The sequence below is a fragment of the Nonlabens spongiae genome (genome assembly GCF_002117125.1).
Lineage (GTDB): Bacteria > Bacteroidota > Bacteroidia > Flavobacteriales > Flavobacteriaceae > Nonlabens > Nonlabens spongiae.
This window is the reverse complement of sequence record NZ_CP019344.1, coordinates 3,015,502-3,033,461: the sequence shown is the minus strand read 5'-3', so window position 1 is coordinate 3,033,461 and position 17,960 is coordinate 3,015,502. Positions and strand designations below refer to the sequence as shown.

General features: G+C 40.7%; 10 protein-coding genes and 1 pseudogene. 6 read left to right on the top strand and 5 right to left on the bottom strand.

Annotated elements, in window-relative coordinates:
* Window positions 1-16: 16 nt before the first annotated feature.
* On the top strand, window positions 17-1,657 hold the full coding sequence (gene groL / locus BST97_RS13925) for a chaperonin GroEL (RefSeq protein ID WP_085767807.1): 1,641 nt from the start codon (window positions 17-19) through the stop codon (window positions 1,655-1,657).
* Window positions 1,658-2,227: 570 nt separating this feature from the next.
* Here the strand turns inward: groL and BST97_RS13915 are convergent.
* A pseudogene (locus BST97_RS13915) lies at window positions 2,228-2,623 on the bottom strand (transposase); the annotation flags it as partial.
* Window positions 2,624-2,642: 19 nt separating this feature from the next.
* Here BST97_RS13915 and BST97_RS13910 point away from each other — a divergent pair.
* On the top strand, window positions 2,643-2,897 hold the full coding sequence (locus tag BST97_RS13910) for a hypothetical protein (protein ID WP_085767805.1): 255 nt from the start codon (window positions 2,643-2,645) through the stop codon (window positions 2,895-2,897).
* Window positions 2,898-2,982: 85 nt separating this feature from the next.
* Here BST97_RS13910 and BST97_RS13905 read toward each other — a convergent pair whose 3' ends face one another.
* Window positions 2,983-3,414 carry an FKBP-type peptidyl-prolyl cis-trans isomerase gene (locus BST97_RS13905; RefSeq protein ID WP_085767804.1) on the bottom strand — a complete coding sequence of 144 codons (432 nt, stop codon included), beginning with the start codon at window positions 3,412-3,414 and terminating at the stop codon, window positions 2,983-2,985.
* Window positions 3,415-3,622: 208 nt separating this feature from the next.
* Here BST97_RS13905 and BST97_RS13900 point away from each other — a divergent pair, with 208 nt between their 5' ends.
* The 3 genes from BST97_RS13900 to BST97_RS13890 all read left to right on the top strand — a co-directional run bounded on the left by BST97_RS13900 (window position 3,623) and on the right by BST97_RS13890 (window position 9,503).
* Entirely contained in the window at window positions 3,623-5,803 is a 2,181-nt protein-coding gene (locus BST97_RS13900; RefSeq protein ID WP_085767803.1) for a T9SS type A sorting domain-containing protein, read from the top strand.
* A gap of 89 nt (window positions 5,804-5,892) precedes the next feature.
* A complete protein-coding gene (locus BST97_RS13895; protein ID WP_085767802.1) occupies window positions 5,893-8,757 on the top strand; it encodes a sensor histidine kinase in 2,865 nt (954 codons plus the stop codon).
* A complete protein-coding gene (locus BST97_RS13890) occupies window positions 8,754-9,503 on the top strand; it encodes a LytR/AlgR family response regulator transcription factor (RefSeq protein WP_085767801.1) in 750 nt (249 codons plus the stop codon). Before BST97_RS13895 ends, BST97_RS13890 begins: the two co-directional genes overlap by 4 nt.
* Window positions 9,504-9,555: 52 nt before the next feature.
* Here the strand turns inward: BST97_RS13890 and BST97_RS13885 are convergent, their stop codons facing one another.
* Window positions 9,556-12,906, bottom strand: a complete 3,351-nt coding sequence (locus tag BST97_RS13885; RefSeq protein WP_169711570.1) for a T9SS type B sorting domain-containing protein — start codon at window positions 12,904-12,906, stop codon at window positions 9,556-9,558.
* A 169-nt stretch (window positions 12,907-13,075) separates the two neighbouring features.
* Entirely contained in the window at window positions 13,076-14,677 is a 1,602-nt protein-coding gene (locus tag BST97_RS13880; protein WP_085767799.1) for a T9SS type A sorting domain-containing protein, read from the bottom strand.
* 251 nt (window positions 14,678-14,928) lie between these two features.
* On the opposite strand from BST97_RS13880, the gene BST97_RS13875 reads away from it, so the two are divergent.
* Window positions 14,929-17,421, top strand: coding sequence for a zinc-dependent metalloprotease (locus BST97_RS13875; RefSeq protein WP_085767798.1), 2,493 nt, complete (start codon window positions 14,929-14,931; stop codon window positions 17,419-17,421).
* Window positions 17,422-17,506: 85 nt separating this feature from the next.
* Here BST97_RS13875 and BST97_RS15885 read toward each other — a convergent pair whose 3' ends face one another.
* A complete protein-coding gene (locus BST97_RS15885; RefSeq protein WP_157111681.1) occupies window positions 17,507-17,857 on the bottom strand; it encodes a hypothetical protein in 351 nt (116 codons plus the stop codon).
* Between the last annotated feature and the right edge of the window lie 103 nt (window positions 17,858-17,960).

Sequence of the window (17,960 nt, the reverse complement as noted above, 5' to 3'; positions counted from 1 at the left end):
CCTAAAACCTATAAAAATGGCAAAAGACATAAAATTTGACTTAGAAGCTAGAGACGGCATCAAGCGTGGTGTAGACGCACTTGCTAATGCAGTTAAAGTAACTCTAGGACCTAAGGGTCGTAACGTAATCATCGGGAAATCATTTGGTGCTCCAGCAGTAACTAAAGATGGTGTGAGCGTTGCAAAAGAAATCGAATTGAAAGACGAGCTCGAAAACATGGGAGCTCAAATGGTAAAGGAAGTTGCTTCCAGAACTAACGACCTCGCTGGTGACGGTACGACTACCGCTACGGTTCTTGCTCAAGCTATCGTAAAAGAAGGTTTGAAAAACGTTGCTGCGGGTGCTAACCCAATGGATCTTAAACGTGGTATTGATAAAGCTGTCGAGGCTATTACCGCTGATCTTGACAAGCAGACTAAAAAAGTAGGCGACAGCAGTGATATGATCAAGCAGGTTGCTTCTATTTCTGCCAACAATGATGATATGGTGGGTGATTTGATCGCTCAGGCATTCGGGAAAGTAGGTAAAGAAGGTGTTATCACCGTTGAAGAGGCAAAAGGTACTGATACCTACGTAGATGTAGTTGAGGGAATGCAGTTTGACCGCGGTTACCTATCTCCTTACTTCGTAACGAACTCTGAGAAAATGACTACAGAGTTAGAGAACCCTTACATCCTTCTCTTTGATAAGAAGATCTCTACTATGAAAGAGTTGATGCCGGTTCTTGAGCCAGTAGCTCAAACAGGCAAGCCACTTTTGATCATCGCAGAAGATGTAGATGGTGAAGCTCTTGCAACTCTTGTAGTAAACAAACTACGTGGTTCATTGAAGATTGCAGCGGTAAAAGCTCCAGGTTTTGGAGACCGTAGAAAAGCAATGCTTGAGGATATCGCGATCTTGACTGGTGGAACTGTAATTTCTGAAGAGCGTGGATTCACTCTTGAGAACGCAACCATCGACATGCTAGGTACTGCTGAGAAAGTGGATATCGATAAAGATAACACGACAATCGTAAACGGTGCTGGGTCAAATGATGATATCAAAGCCCGTGTAGGTCAGATCAAATCTCAGATCGAGAACACAACTTCAGACTACGATAAGGAAAAGCTTCAGGAGCGTCTTGCTAAGCTTGCTGGTGGTGTTGCCGTACTTTATGTAGGTGCTGCTAGTGAGGTAGAGATGAAAGAGAAGAAAGACCGTGTAGATGATGCACTTCACGCAACTCGTGCAGCCGTTGAAGAAGGAATCGTTGCCGGTGGTGGTGTAGCCTTGGTAAGAGCAAAATCAGTTCTTACTAAACTTAAAGCCGCAAACGCCGATGAAGAAACAGGTGTAGCCATCGTTGCTCGCGCGATCGAGGCTCCATTGAGAACCATTGTTGAGAACGCCGGTGGTGAAGGTAGCGTGGTAATCGCTAAAATTCTTGAATCAAAAGGAAACCAAGGTTACGATGCTAAAAACGATGCATACGTAGACATGCTTAAAGAAGGAATCATCGATCCTAAGAAAGTAACACGTGTTGCTCTTGAAAATGCAGCATCAGTTGCAGGAATGATCCTTACTACAGAGTGTGCTCTAGTTGATATTAAAGAAGATGAGCCAGCTGGTGGTGGTATGCCAGGGGGTATGCCAGGCGGCATGGGCGGAATGATGTAAGATCATCCATCTGATAGTTTTAAAAGCGGTCCTAGCGATAGGATCGCTTTTTTTATTCCCGCTTTCGCGAAAGCAAAAATTCTAAAAAATTTGATCAGTAAATAGATATTGAGCTTGCATAAGATAAATTCAGCAAGTATTTTAGAATTTCTTAATAAAACCAACCCATGGATATATCTTTTGACATTTAAAAAGCTGCAATTTTTGGAGGGCTTATAGCTCTATTCTTCGCTTTTCTTATTAAAAGGAAACAATCAAATCGGAAAAACAAATGAAATTGACCAAACTCGAAATTTTAGGGTACATCGTCATCGTGTTATTTGTGTCATCAGAAGTCTTTAAAGGAGTGTTTATTGAAAACCTACTCGCGGGAAATGTGATGACGCTATTCATGACATTTGCTCTAGTCTTATCGACAATCATGATTATAATAAGATTAAGTCAGAAATCAGATACGAATCGCAGCAAAAATTAATCGTGATGTTTGCTTGTAAAGATCTAATAGATAAAGCACTCATCGCATGATGTCTTTTAGTCGTTGCTATTTTATTTTATAACCCGTTGTGCATTTTAAATAATGTTGATCTTAATATTGTTAATGTTCCTTCTAAAGATGTGTTTGTTGATGTACTGAACTACGGTCAGCGCTGCTATCTTGGATATTATTCTTGTCTTAAAGCCTTTGAAGGACTTGGCATAATTGCGTCTTATCATAAATTGGTCGCACAATTGGGAGAAGAGTGTCTCTATACGCTTCCTTGATTTTCTAAAGATGTATGGCTGTTTTTTATAGTCCAGTTGGTTCTTTCTCATGGGGGTATCGAGTTTTATTTTGCAGCTCTTAAAAAGGTCAAGCTGAATCTGTGCCGATAGATAGCCCTTGTCTCCTATCAAAATGCAGTCTCTAATCTGGGTTTTAATGTCCTTGAGGTAATAGATGTCATGTACCGATGCAGGCGATAGCTCCATCTGGGAATTTGGGGATATGAAACCTGGCCAAGTGGTAAATGTGCGGGAAGGAGTAGAAAAGATCTTTATGGCGCCAGATATGGAAAACGCACAGTTTAATTATTTTATGTATAAGAATGTACCGGTTCAAGAAGGAAAACTAGAGGTTGCCTCCATGTATAAAGCTGGTAAACCAGATGGACAATACATTGTACTCAACCTTGCAGCAGGACAGATGGGAGCCGCAATTATGAAAGATGGCGAAACAGTAAAAAAGTACGATGTTAAATAATTTGATCTGATTTTTGTTATCCAACCAACCATAAAAAAACCAGCGCTCTCGCGCTGGTTTTTTTGTATCTGAATTTTTGGATGATTTAGTTAATCCCTACTACTTCTAGATCAAAAACTAAATCCTGACCTGCTAGTGGGTGATTTGCATCAACGATGATAAAATCATCCTTTACATCTGCAACTCTCAACTGGCGCTCAGATCCATCAGGATTTGTAGCCATGAGACCCATACCTACTTCAGACTTGATCTCTTGCGGCAAATGCTGACGCTCAACTTTTTGGAAAAGCTCTTTTTTGATATCTCCATAGGCTTCATTCATTGGGATCTCGATCGTTTTGGTCTCATTGACCTTCATGTCGATCAGTCCTTTTTCAAAACCTGGGATCAATTGTCCTTGACCTAGTTTAGCCTCTAGTGGTTCACGATCTCTAGAAGAATCAAAGACTCTCCCGTCATTTTTGAGTTTACCTGTGTAATGAACTTTAACGGTGTCATTTGCTTGTACTTGACTCATAAAATTTTCAATTTTTGCGAATGTAACAAGCACAAAATGGCTTAAAGAATGGATCGAGGATGATTTGTTGATTTAAGAAGAACTTAACAATTAAGGGTAGATTGTAATTGTACTTATTCGTCCTTTCAGAAAATGAAGCGGACATTCTAGAAAAAAAAACGCCGTAAGACTTTTTAAAAAAGTTGTTTTGCATCAAAATCAACAATTCATGAAAAAAGTTTTACTTATTATCAATTTATTGAGCATTGGTTTCTTATGTGCTCAAATCCCAAGTGGTGCTCTTGCAACCTATAAATTTACGGGTGGCTCGTTTGTTAATGAGGCAAATCCAGGCGTAGGAGATTTGGTGCCCCAAGGTTCAGGATGGTTATTGAGAAATGACCGCGACGGTAACATGAACAGTGCTTTACGCAACCGTCAGGAAGAATTTAACGGTTTGGTTTTAAATCAAGCAACTAATACGATTTCTTTCAGTTTTTGGTACTTGTTTGAAAATCCTATTGTGGGCAACAATGAAGAAGGTATTCTGCAAATGTTTGACCCACAGGGCGAAGGAGTCAGAGTTACTAAACGCGCGGGAAACGAATTTGCAGTTAGAGTGAAAACGACGACAGCAGATCAAACCATAGTCTTTACGCATCCGGCTCTAAGTCAACCAGCATGGGCACATGTGGTCGTAAACGTAGCCAGAAGGACTTCAAATTTTGCTGTAAATGTTCTTGTCAATGGCAATATAGCTCAAGCTCAAGGTTCTAACGTGGTCAATTCTACAGGTAGTTTATTGAGCGCTGGTGCTCCTTTCATTTTATCACCAATAGTTAGTCAGTTCGGATTGCGTAGCGCAACCGATGATATACGTATCTACAATAGAGAACTAGCGCTAGGTGATGCTATTAATCTAAGTAATGAACCTGGACTCGCACGTCAATCTCGAGTTTACGTAGATGTTGATGCAACAGGAAATCAATTTGGAACTAGCTGGACAGATGCAGTGACTAACCTACAAGCTGCTATAGCTATTGCAGATGATAATGCAGAAATATGGATTGCAGATGGTACGTATACCTCAACCACAACTAACCGAACTATTCCTGTAATGACTATTGACAAAACAGTAAGTATTTTGGGAGGTTTCAACGGGTCTGAAACAAATGTAAACCAGCGAGATCCAGAGGCTAACCTAACCATCATAACTGGCGATCTCAACGATAACGACTCTGTCCTGGTGGCTGATAATGCTACACGCAGCGAAAACATCAATAAATTATTAGATGTACAGGTCAATGGTGTGATCGTGGATGGTATTACCCTAAGTGGTGCCATGGGGGCTGACTCTCTAAGCTCGTTAAACGGTTCTGGAGCCATTCTGATAAGAAATGATCTGACTGACTTTACAATTTCAAACTGTATTATTGAGGGTAACGTAGCACGATTTAGAGGATCTGTAGTGCTTTATGAACCTATCAATACGGGTGTAAGCACTTTTACCATGGATCGCTGTATCGTGCGTAATAACTTGACCGCTCAAGGTGGAATAACATTAGGTGCGAGGGCAGGAAGTATTCTCGATGCAACGATTACAAATACTGTCATAGCATCAAACCTATCAAATGATCTACCAGGTCCTTCTCAGCCTAATTATGCTAGTGCCATTCAAGCTAGAGTTATGGAACTAGGGGGTGTCCTCAATTTTGTAATGATTAACTGCACGATCGCTGGGAATGAAGATCTTAATACTCAAAGTTTTAGATCCATATATTTTGATCAACCAGAAGCAAATAATAATAATATGTCTATAGAAATCTATAACAATGTTTTTAATGGAAGTACAGATGCTGGAGGCTTTACAATTACTCCTATAGGAGTCAATCAAAACAATAATAGAACCTATTTATACGACTTTGATTCTAACGTGACTGACGTTGCTTTTACAGCCATTCCAGATGCTGATGAAGTCAACACTATTTTTGCATCAGACCCATCTTTTGTTGATGCAATAAACGGAGACTTTAGACCCGTGAGCGGCTCTATATTAATAGATTCTGGGAACTCCTCATTGAGTAATACAAGCATGGATTTATCTGGCAACAACCGCATTGTGGGCAACTCTATAGATATAGGAGCTTACGAATTTGGGTCAACGGCTGGATTGGACAATAGCAAATTATCAAAAATCTCTGTTTACCCAAATCCCGCTGTTGATATGATCTACGTGGATTGTGGTGATCTCGCTTTCGCGAAAGCGGAATTATTCAACCTACACGGTCAAGTAGTCAAAAGATCTACCCAGAACAAAATTGAGGTCGCTGGCTTGAAAACTGGATTTTACATCCTCAAGGTGGAAATCAAAGGTGGCAACACCACTACGAAAAGAATATTTATAAAATAAATTATGTGTTTTGAGTATTTTTTGATATTACAGTAATTTTATGATTCATTGCGGCGGTAATTTTAAGATTGTCGCCGCAATTGCTTTACATGTTGAAAAAAACACTCTACTTTTTATTATTCACCACTTTTTTAGTCCAGGCGCAAGAAATACAACCCTATCTCTTTAAACTGGATGATTATGTCGCATTGCCAGCCAAGACGATTTACTCCATAAAAAAGGACGGCCTGGGGAACCTATACGCGGCGACAGAAAATGGTCTTTTAAGAATGAATGACCAGGGTGTAGAATTGCATAGGGCTGCTGGCCAGAAGGGACGTGCGGTATTCAATCTCAATGTGGATCGTAAAGGTCAGGTATGGATGTCAAACCTTGCGCAACAGGTGTTGCTATTAAAAAAGGATTCCCTTTCCGTTATTAAATCCTTTGCTCCTCAAATAGATGGAGGCATGCCTTTAATCAGTACAGAAGCTGGACAGGTTGCCGTTTTACAACGGGAAAATATTTTCCTAATCAAAAATAAAGAGCAGATTGAATCTTATAAAACTCCAGATCCAGATGTACTGAGATCTAATTTAGTTCATTACAATAATGCATGGTATTTTTTCCAAGGAAATGGATTGTATAAATTTAAGAATGAACGCATTGAATTAATCCGTAGCTACTCACGCCATGATAAAGTAACAGGGGGAGCGCAACTTTTTAGGCACGCCAATCAATGGCATATCATGCTAAATGATGAAGATGAGGTAAAAGTTTATGAGCTGGGAAAAAGTGAAAGACATTTAAAATCGTTTAATGGTATCAAGAATCTCGTGATCACAAGCCTGCATGCACATAATGAGGAGATTTTCATCAGCACCTCAAAAGGTTTGTTTATCTATCGGCTTAAACAAGACGGCTCTTATGACATTAAAAACGTATTGAAACATCGCACGGTCACCGATGCCTTTAGAGACGAAAATGGGTCTCTTTGGATCAGCACTTATAAAGATGGCATCTACGTATTGCCCAATACTGCTATTGAACAAATAAACCTTCCCAATCGAGCTGATTATTTGATCACGAACTTTTTAACCAAAGACAATGGACTTTATTTTATAGTAGACGACGCGCGATTGTTCTTTCTAGATGAAAATGGTGTGTTTCATTCTACTGAAATCAAAAGAAGGTCAGATCAAAAACTGATCAGAATAAATGAAAACGAAGCTTTCTTGATCAATCAAGACATCTATAATTTATATGGGAATAAAAGTGAAATCACAGCTTCTTTTCCAGGAGTCAAGGATATCATCAAAGTTGAACAAAACTATTTTATAGCTACCTATAACAAGCTGATCAAGACAGACTTGAATTTTAAAGTCATTAAACATATCAACGGACGTTCCTCGCAAATTAAACCTTTAATTCCTGGAAAAATCGTGGCAGAATTTGCTGGATCGCTCCAAGTTTTAAATTCTAACTTAGGTGTTGAAAAGGTTTTAGGTTTCAACGGATCTTCCATCACGCCACGAAAATTTCAAGCCTATAGTTACGGTGAGGAGATTATTGTTCTAGATGAAAATGGCCAACTCTTACGTGCAAAATTTTCTAATGACAAATGGAATGTTGAAGAGTTCAAAATTCAAGGTAGTGGCAGCATTTTCAACATTAGGGATTTCAGCATTCAAGGAGACCTGATCTTTATATTAACGGACAACGGCCTCATAAAAAAATCCCTAATCAGCCATCAGGAATCCCGCGTGGATGCTCAGGGAACCATAAAATGGAGTGAGGCTGCAGAGCTACAGACCGATTCTGACTATCTTTTTGTGCTTACCTCCAGCAGGATTCTCAAAATTTCAAAATCCATCTTTAGTCAGAAAATTATCGCTCCTAACTTCAGAACTTTATCTGAGTCGTACTCAAATGCTGAAGATTCATTAAAAACTTTAAGGATAGCTTATAATTCAAGAAGTGTGCAACTCCAGTTTGTAGATGACGCCTTATTCCCTCAGAATCGATTTACACCGCTTGTAGATCAAAAAGGCGAGTGGATCGATTATCAAAAAAACTTTCAAAAAACCATTAATGATCTACCACCAGGAAATCACGAGATCAAGGTTCGATTTCAAAATTTGTTTACAGGAGCTGTCGCATCACCTCTTATTCTACCTATAGAAATTGAAACGCCCTTTTTCCTAATGTGGTGGTTCATAGGACTAAGCATTACCTGCGCAGCTATTATATTATGGCTAATCTACTTTTTAAGAGGAAGATTTGTAAAGCGCAAAATGCAAAAGGAGCTCGAGAGGGAAACTAGAGAAAAGAACCTGACCCAACTCAAATTGGAAAATCTGCGCTCGCAGATGAATCCGCATTTTGTGTTCAATTCCCTCAACAGCCTTCAAGATTATATTTTGTCTAATAATAAGTTGCTTGCTTCTTCTTATCTAGTGCGATTTTCTAGGTTGATGCGCATGTACCTCAATCACAGTCGTCGCGCCTTTATAAGCCTACGCAGGGAAATTGAAGCATTACAACTTTATCTAGATCTTGAAAAGGAGCGCTTTGGCGATACTTTCGTTTATACCATTGTGATTGCAGATAATATTGATCTTGATAATGCCGCCGTGCCCTCACTGCTGCTTCAGCCCTATGTGGAAAATGCCATCACTCATGGATTGCACCATAAAAAGGGTGAGAAAAAATTGGTGGTCTCATTTTCGCGACTGCAAGGAAGCGGTATTGAAATCATCATTGAAGATAATGGTGTGGGAAGAGAAAAAGCTAAATCGCTATCAAACGATGTCCATCATGAGTCATTTAGCATGATTGCAAACAAGAATCGGCTGGAGCTTATGAACAAGTACCATGACGCAAACCTAAAAGTATTTATCCACGACCTTTTTGATGAGCAAAACCTATCATCTGGAACTAGGGTCGTCATCAACCTTCCTAACATCAATCCATGAAATATATAGTTGTAGAAGATGAGCCACGCGCCCGCAACTTGATCGGAAACTTGATCAACGAGGCATATCCAGAAAGCACATTTCTTGAGGCAGAAAATCTAGAAGACGGAGTACGTATCATCAAGAAGGAGCGTCCTCAATTGGTATTTTTGGACATAAAATTACCGGGTGTCAGCGGTTTAAATATCGTGAAGCATTTTGGCAATGATGAAATCGATTTTGAGATCATCTTCACTACTGCCTATAATGAATTTGCCATAGAGGCCTTTAAAACAAGTGCCATTGACTTCTTGCTTAAGCCCATAGATCCAGTGGAGCTGCTCAACGCCACAGAACGAGCACTTAAAAATCATGAAAACACAAGGCTTAACGATAGGCTGGCGCAGTTGGAAAAAAACATGATCAATTTACAATTTGACAAAATAGCCCTTGAAGTGCCCAAAGGCTTTCTATTTGTTCCATACGACGAGATCATATACCTACAGGCACAAGGCATGTATACAGATGTCTTTATCAAAGGCAGGAACAAAGAAAATATCTGCAAGCCTCTAGGCAGGTTTGCCGAACAGTTAAGCAAGAGTCCTTACTTCTACAAGCCCCACCGCTCTTACCTTATCAATCTCAAGTTCATCAAGGAAGTGCGTAAGACAGATGGTTATTATATCGTTCTAGAAAATGGTAAATTGATTCCGGTTAGTCGTGAAAACAAAGCCGAATTTTTAGAGATCATAGAAAAGCTGTTTTGATAAAATCTAAAGAGGTATGTTAATTTAGCTCGCTTTCGCGAAAGCGTAATACCTAATAATTAATATACAACCACCCTACCCGAGCTTGTGATCCATCCTTGAGGTCCAGTTTCCAGTAATAGGTACCCGTGGGTAGTGCTTTATCGCTATCGTGCAATAATCCCTGAGTGGGCGTGCCATCCCAATCATTCTGATAATTTGTGGCTTTATATACCGTGCTCCCGTATCGATTGACAATCACAAGTTCGCTCTCTGGGTACAAATTGATACATCTGATTTCAAAAGTATCGTTGCGGCCATCACCATTAGGCGTGAATCCTTCTGGCACCACGATGCAATCTGGTCTGGCGAAAGCTTCAGCAGTATTGTTTTCTAAGTCAATGTCTGTGAAAGTTGAGATGCTATCTACCGTAACTACATTGATAAATTCCCCTGGGATGTTCAAACTTACCGTAATTTGCATGGAAGTAGTCGCCCCTGCAGCGAGATCGCCCACTTGCCACACACCACTTAACGAATCATAAATTCCCACATCTGTAGAATGAGAAACGTAAGTATAACCGCTAGGCAGATTTTCCTGCACGGTTACACCGGTAGCACCTGCAGTCTGTAAATTCTGCACTTCTATAGTAAAGGTTACCGTGTCGTTAACTTCTGGATCAAGAATATCAACGGTTTTGGTAATCGCAAGATCCAGCACTGGAAGAACTTCTAAGCTTGCAAATACAGTGGAAACATCTAAGTTATTGAGATTTGAGAAATTCTGAAAATCGTTGATGTAGATCCCAGGATCTGTACAAGTCACCTCTACTGCAAAAGAAACCTCATCAGTACCTGATGGAAAGCTCAAATCTTGAATACCAAATGCATCTCCTCCAACCACACCAGTAAATGTTCCCAACGCACCATTTTGATTGACCCAAAAGGCCTCACCAGAAATGGTCATACCTGCTGGTAAATTATCGGTAAAATTGATACCGCTTTGAGCAGGCAACCCCACTGAGTTACGCAAGTTAAAAGTTAGGGTAGAAACCTCGCCAGAGTTAATAACAGAAGGCTCAAACTCTTTGCTTGTTTGAGTCGTTAATATAAATAGACTGGATGTCGATATATTAGAACTGGGTGTAGTCTCACCTGTCACCTCAAAATCGGGTTGTACCTCTGCCCTATTTTCAAAACTCCCTCCATAACTGGGCGTTCTCGTGGGAATACGCACTTGTATGGTAGACCCAGAACTCATGCTAGGAATTACGGCTTCTATCGCATTTCCATTAATATTAAAAGTAGGCATACAACTAGCCGTACCGTTAACAACAGAACAAATAGGCGTACCCGTAATTTCAAAGTCGGGATGCATTAAATTATTAAAAGTCAGGTCACTTGCATCCACGCTCACATTTGAATTGGTTATATCGACAACCCATTCAAAATCAGTATTAATGGGTGCTGAAGTTATGGACGGAAATGTTTGCACCACGATATCTACACAAGGAACCATGGGTGTCGCCACGCTTGCCGTGACCGTATCGATGACGTCTAGGTTTGAATCCACTGCTTCCATAACCAAATTATCTGCAACCGAGAAGACAGTATCTTGACATGGAGGCCTCCAGTCAATAACTTTCTCAAAAGTCAAAGAACTATTTGCTGGCATCATAAAACCATCAGCATCCAAAATTTCCCAAAAGGTATCTCCATTTTGATTTGGCTGATCGATCCGAGCATTTAAACTTGATGGACATGAAGCTCCTCCCGTAGTTCCAATACAATCTATAGAACGTAATATTCCCGTACCGTCTGATGATTGTAGATCTTTAAATCTAATCTGATGGGCTATTGAGTCTGTATTACGCATAATTATTTCATAACTCACTTCACCATACGGGTAGGGCCCAGCTCCAGGAACAGGTGAAACCTGCACCTCTTCCAACTCAATAAGTTCACCATCACCTGGATCATTATTACAAGGGTTTACAGGTAATCCATCGATACGGTCAGCTACAGAATTATTTGTAGAATCACATTCTAAGACATCATTGTCAAATTCAGTTGCCACACCCCTTACAGCGAGATTAGGCAGCGCACCTCCTTGAGTACATTCTGGAGGAGAAAAAACAACGGTCACTCGTATGGTGATACTAGAATTTGGGGGAAATTGGAATTGACTAGTCACCCACCTCGTGTCTGGTGTGATGGTAATATTGAAATCATTACAGTCTACAGGACCGCTAGTTGATATACATTCAGCGGTCAGAATCTCAATCTCAGTTCCTACAGTACTCCCATTGACCATATAAACAAAAGCCGGCACTTCTATCGGACCGTTGTTTGAGTAAGTGAATTCATATGTGACCACATCGGTCCAAGCATTGATTGATGAAGCCGTAGGAGAAGTTCTTATGACTTCAGTTTCTAGATCCACACATTGGCAGGGATCATTGATTAATGTGGCGGTTTCAATAGTATCGGTCTGGATAAAATTTGTGTTATTGAGAAAAGGGATAATCGTAAGCCTGTTTCCCATGATCAGAGGGATATTTCTAGCATCTCGATCACAACCACCCTCGTCTAAAGTATAACTTACCTGCATGGTAAAAGATGCGCCAGAAGGAAAAACAACAGGCTCTCCATGGATATAATAGCGAAAATTCCCAATCACATCTGTAGTGGTGACGGTGCTCAAACCATCCAGTGTGGGACAACTCATACCACTTGATGAACTACATTGCAGATCTATAAATGTGTAAATTGCAGATCCCGCTCTGTTCACATTACTGACAAACAACTCAAAATCTTCCAGAGGATACTCGATGCTCGAGTTATTAGTAATCGTCATTTCATAACTTACCGTGTCCCCCCAGTTAGAAATGCCAGCTCCTCCAGCTGGAGCTATTTGTGATTGCGTGATATCAAAGATGATGTCTCGTTCCGTCATGATGATACTGATCACAGAATCATTTGTCGCTGGATTCACATCTGTAGTTCCAGGAGGCGGTTGCACGGTTGCCATAGCCGTTGCTCCACCTAGAAATGTAGGTTCTGCCCTCACGGTGATCAGTATCTCAACGCTGGATGAGTTAGGCATATTTAACAAAGTACCTGAAACTGCCGATTGATTGATGTCAATATTTGAAGGCGATGTCGCACCTCCCAAAATATTTTGAGCTACTGCACTTTCAATCTCCTCAACGGAGCTTAAGTTGAAACTAAAAGTTGCATCTGACACTGGCGCACCGGTGTTGCTTATCGTAAGTAAATAGGTGTATCGCTCATAAATATGAGCTTGTGAGATAGCGTTTCCAGTAAGATTACGTGCTTCCAGCGTGATGGCTAGGTCGGTAGTTTGGGCTCTTGCAATAAAACTTAGACAAATTAACAGCAAGGCGGTTAGCTGGTGTTTCATACTCAAATATAACCGTTGTGTGGGAATTTTCATTTATTGAAAAAACTCACGAGGCCTATATTACTGGATAGATGTTTGAAAATAAGTAGGATGAAAATTATCTCGCTTTCGCGAAAGCGAGAGCAATCAAAAATATCTGAACTCAATTCTATATTCCATGACTGTACACTTACATCTTAACAAATTTAAACACTACAGATCCCGAAGGGGTCATAGCCTCAAGAAAGTAAATACCTGATGTCAAGTTGCCGATATTCAACTGGTTCATTACCTCAAAATCCAGAGATTCTTTCAGAACCGTCTGACCCAATTCATTGATGATTTTAATCTCTTTTAGATTCTTCGTCAACCCGGTTAAATAAATATAATCTTCAGCAGGGTTGGGATAGATAATAAAATCAATCATTTCCTCGATTTCAGATGACAGCGTGGGAGTTCCATAAAGTTGACCGAATATTTCATATTCTCCATTAACCATCATATTAGTAGTTGAGGTATCCTCAGCTTCATAAACAGTGAGTAATGCTCCATCGCCATTTGAAACAACACGAGGTAATTTAGCATTTCCCTCCTCATCTATAGGTGCAGAAGATACTTGAAGTCTATTTCCCAGACTCCCAGTACTTGATACACTATTCATGAATATCTCGCGTTCCGACCTATTTGACAAAAAAGGATTTGCTCTGTAGACAACATAAAAGAGGTTATCAGAAGGTAGCCACGTAACATCTGGAGTAGCGGCATCATATCGGGTATCACTATTTCCCACACGGCTAATATCAAATTCTGGCACTAAAATATTCATAGCGTTATCATAAATCGCCCCTATTACATCAATTTCACCAGAGCGGGAATTGTCCATGTCAAAGACAAAAAGTAATGTATGATCAACTGGATTGTGCGCCGCTCTTACCCATCTATTGCCAAAACTCGACGGCGATATAGAACCTCTCGTACTAAGTGCCGTAGTGCTGCCTACCTGACCATCCTGGGCTACTATAGTCGCATACGGCCCCTCTTGATTTGAGATAGGCGATGCTACGTAGGTAACGACATATTCATTAGTATCATTATTGAAAATGACGTCAGGAATAGATCCATTCACTTCAGCGGTATTGATACTTGAAACAGAAAACCTGTTCCCAATCAGATTTCCAGTAGGCCCTACTCTTTGCCCCTCTATGTCAACCACTGTGGGAGACGAAAGAAAATCAGAGGTTATAAAAACCACTAGAAACTCATTCAGATTTGGGTTGTAGGCTATACCTGGGGTTCTTATGTCCCTAGAAGATGATGAACCTCCAAAATCTGTGATTCTAAAGTCAGCACTTACAACCATACCATTAGGGTCTAGAACAACGCCATAGATCTCGTCCTCACCATTAGTAGGCTCTCCTTGATAAACTACCATGAAATTATCATCAGAACTATTGTACGCTACCCTCGGGAACTCATTTTCGCTGGTATTTCCAAGGTTTAAGGAGGAGATTAAAAAGTCAGATCCTATTAGATTGCCGGAGAGATCAATGAACCTTCCTAAGATCTGCTTATCGTTATCTATGACTCCCGGCTGATCCGTATCATCGCTCGACCAAACAGCCAAAAATTGCTGATTACTGAATCCATAATCAACATCTGGAAATTCAACCGTGGAATTAGTACTTCCAGAACCTCCTGCATCACTGATCCTGAAATCATCGGGTCCGTAGAATTGCGCGTTAATTACTGAAACATTAAACAGTACTAAACAAATTAGGTAGAGATGCTTCATTTGAATTGTTCTTTAGGCTATAAATCGTTATATTCAATAGTCAACTTACTGGCCACTAATATATTGATCTTACATTACATTTTATAAAGTATTGCATTAAGGGGTAACACTATAGTACAACCATGTAACTTAAATTATCTCGCTTTCGCGAAAGCGAGAACAACACCAGCACCATCTTGTTGCTTAACGATCTATTAAGGATTTCTTAGGAATTCTGTAATATATTTAGGCGATAACAAAAAAAACAATTCATGCGAACGATTAAGATGGTAGCTACACTGGCACTTGCCGTGTCGTTAACTACTGGTTGCTCGGTCTTTCAAGGGAAAAAGAAAGCACCGGCAAAAACCGCTTCGGCAAGTAAAAAGCCGGGTAAAAAAGGGGATATAAAGCCCTACAGCAAAGTGATCACTAAAGAAGCCAAAAGCGATGAAGGGCTTTTTACGGTTCACCAAGTAGATGACAATTACTTCTACGAGATTCCAGACAGCCTCTTCAATAGAGAGATGCTTATGGTTACTAGAATCGCAAAAACCGCAAGCGGAATTGGTTTCGGTGGTGGTAAGCAAAACACCCAGACTCTGAGATGGCAACGTAAAAATGACGATGTTTTATTGCGCGTAGTCTCTCACCAGATCGTGGCAGCAGATTCTTTACCGGTAAGTATCGCTGTTGAAAATTCAAACTTTGAGCCTATCCTTTACTCCTTCCCGATCAAGGCGGTAAAAAAAGATAGCGTCAACAATAATGTGGTCATTGATGTTACAGACTTCTTTACTAAAGATGTTAAAGCGATAGGCTTTCCACAGAGAGCACGCAGAAATTATAAAATCACAAGACTTGACGATAGCCGCTCCTACATAGACACACTGCGTTCCTACCCTCGCAATATCGAGTCGAGACACGTGAAGACTTATTTTGCAAGTGAGCCACCTTCTAACAGCAGCGTGCAATCTATCTCTATTGAGATGAGCAATTCTATGATCCTGCTTCCAGATGAGCCTATGAAGCGTCGTTATTTTGACCAGCGTGTAGGGTGGTTTGCCCGTGGACAGCAAGACTATGGTCTTGATGAGCAAAAGACAAAAACCGTACGCTACCTTGATCGCTGGAGACTGGAAGTAAAAGATGAAGACCGCGAGAAATTCATGCGCGGCGAGCTCGTTGAGCCTAAAAAACAAATCGTTTACTATATCGACCCAGCTACTCCTGTAAAATGGCGTAAGTACATCAAGCAAGGTATTGAAGACTGGCAAGTTGCCTTTGAAGCTGCAGGTTTCAAAAACGCCATCATCGCAAAAGATGCTCCTACTAAAGAGGAAGATCCCGACTGGAGCCCAGAAGATGTACGTTATTCAACAGTACGCTATCTAGCTTCTCCCATCCCTAACGCAAACGGACCTCACGTAAGTGACCCACGTACGGGAGAGATTCTGGAATCTGATATCAACTGGTACCATAATGTAATGACTTTGCTACGGAATTGGTTCTTTGTACAGACTGCAGCCATAAATCCAGATGCTCAAAAAACCAAATTTGACGATGAAGTCATGGGCCGCCTGATCCGTTTTGTGAGCGCGCACGAGGTAGGCCACACGCTGGGATTACCACACAACATGGGAAGCTCAGTAGCTTACAAGGTAGAAGATCTACGCGATCCAGAATTCACTAAAAAATACGGAACGGCTCCATCCATTATGGATTATGCTCGTTTCAATTATGTGGCTCAGCCAGAGGATGGTGATGTAGCCTTGATGCCTAACATAGGTCCTTATGACAAGTACGCCATTATGTGGGGTTATAAGCCTATTTTAAACAAAACTGCTGAAGAGGAAAAAGAAATCCTGGACGAGTGGATTCTTGAAAAAGCTGGAGATCCTATGTACCGTTTCGGTCGTCAGCAGTTTGGAGTTGTGGATTACTCAAGCCAGACAGAAGACCTAGGTGACGACAGCATGCTTGCTAGCGAGTACGGTATCAAAAACCTGAAGCGCATCGTACCTAAATTAAATGAATGGACGGGTAAAGAAGGTGAGAACTATGATGATCTAGAAGAAATGTACGGCCAGGTTGTAGGACAGTTCAATCGTTACATGGGGCACGTTACTGGAAATATAGGTGGAGTAAAAGAAACCTATAAAGCTTACGGTCAGGAAGGTGCTGTTTACGAGCACGCGTCGCGTGACAAGCAAGAACGTGCCATGGAATTCTTGCATACACAGCTTTTTGAAACTCCAGAATGGTTGATTGATCAAGAAATCTTCAATAAGATCGAGAGCGATGGAGGTATCGAGCGCATACGCAGCATGCAAGTAAGAACATTGAACAACCTGCTTGATTTTGGTCGTATGGCAAGACTTATGGAAAATGAAGAAGTCAATGGTCGTGAAGGTTACGGTCTTCTTGAAATGATGACTGACTTGCGTAAAGGTTTGTTTGAAGAACTACCAAGAGGTCGTAGCATCGATAGATACAGAAGAAACCTTCAAAGAGCCTACGTAGAACGTCTTGAATACATCATGAATAACGAGCAACGCAGCTTGCCAGCAGCTTTCAGAAGATTTGCAGGACAAAGTTCCGTTGATGTGGCACAGAGTGACATCAGACCTATCGTGCGTGCAGAGCTTCAAACGCTTCAACGCGATGCCCGTAGAGCTGCAGGCAGAACTTCTGATCGTTTGTCGCGCATCCATTTACAGGATCTTGTACAACGTATCGACATGATCTTAAATCCTAACGGATAAAAGTTCAACTTAAAAGTATTAAACCGCTATGATCTTGAATCATAGCGGTTTTTTCATATCAAAATTTTAAACTATACAGGATTAATCAAAGTCCAGACAGTATTTTTTGCAATTCTAACTCAAACCACGTACCCGCGAGAAGGTCAGAAACTTCTAACAATTCCTCATAACTGAAGGCCAGACTTATCTGTGGAAAAGGAGTCTCTAGCATGTGGCATGGGTGTTTTCTCGCTATAGGACAATCGGCACAACCTTTTGCCCTCTCTATTGCCATTAAACATAATCGCCTGAGATGTGCGAACTCTTTGGAGTCTAAGTGAAGTCCATTGCGTCTTATGATTAAGTGAATGCGTTCACGGTAATATTCACTACTTGATGGGGATACAAAGCTGATCCCGATCTTGTTTCTGTAAATGGTTTTTTCATTACAAGTCATGTAACAAATTTATTATTTAGATTCTTTCTAAACAATAACGACGGCAAGAAAATATCTGGAAATGAATTTTCTAATCCACTCCAGTCAATCGATTGGGGCGGTT

Bases quoted from the DNA above. Each gene is read 5' to 3' on its own strand.
- groL (WP_085767807.1), top strand. From the start codon at position 17: ATGGCAAAAGACATAAAATTTGACTTAGAAGCTAGAGACGGCATCAAG.
- BST97_RS13905 (WP_085767804.1), bottom strand. From the start codon at position 3,414: ATGAGTCAAGTACAAGCAAATGACACCGTTAAAGTTCATTACACAGGT.
- BST97_RS13895 (WP_085767802.1), top strand. From the start codon at position 5,893: ATGTTGAAAAAAACACTCTACTTTTTATTATTCACCACTTTTTTAGTC.
- BST97_RS13880 (WP_085767799.1), bottom strand. From the start codon at position 14,677: ATGAAGCATCTCTACCTAATTTGTTTAGTACTGTTTAATGTTTCAGTA.
- BST97_RS13910 (WP_085767805.1), top strand. From the start codon at position 2,643: ATGAAACCTGGCCAAGTGGTAAATGTGCGGGAAGGAGTAGAAAAGATC.
- BST97_RS13875 (WP_085767798.1), top strand. From the start codon at position 14,929: ATGCGAACGATTAAGATGGTAGCTACACTGGCACTTGCCGTGTCGTTA.
- BST97_RS13900 (WP_085767803.1), top strand. From the start codon at position 3,623: ATGAAAAAAGTTTTACTTATTATCAATTTATTGAGCATTGGTTTCTTA.
- BST97_RS13885 (WP_169711570.1), bottom strand. From the start codon at position 12,906: ATGAAACACCAGCTAACCGCCTTGCTGTTAATTTGTCTAAGTTTTATT.
- BST97_RS15885 (WP_157111681.1), bottom strand. From the start codon at position 17,857: ATGACTTGTAATGAAAAAACCATTTACAGAAACAAGATCGGGATCAGC.
- BST97_RS13890 (WP_085767801.1), top strand. From the start codon at position 8,754: ATGAAATATATAGTTGTAGAAGATGAGCCACGCGCCCGCAACTTGATC.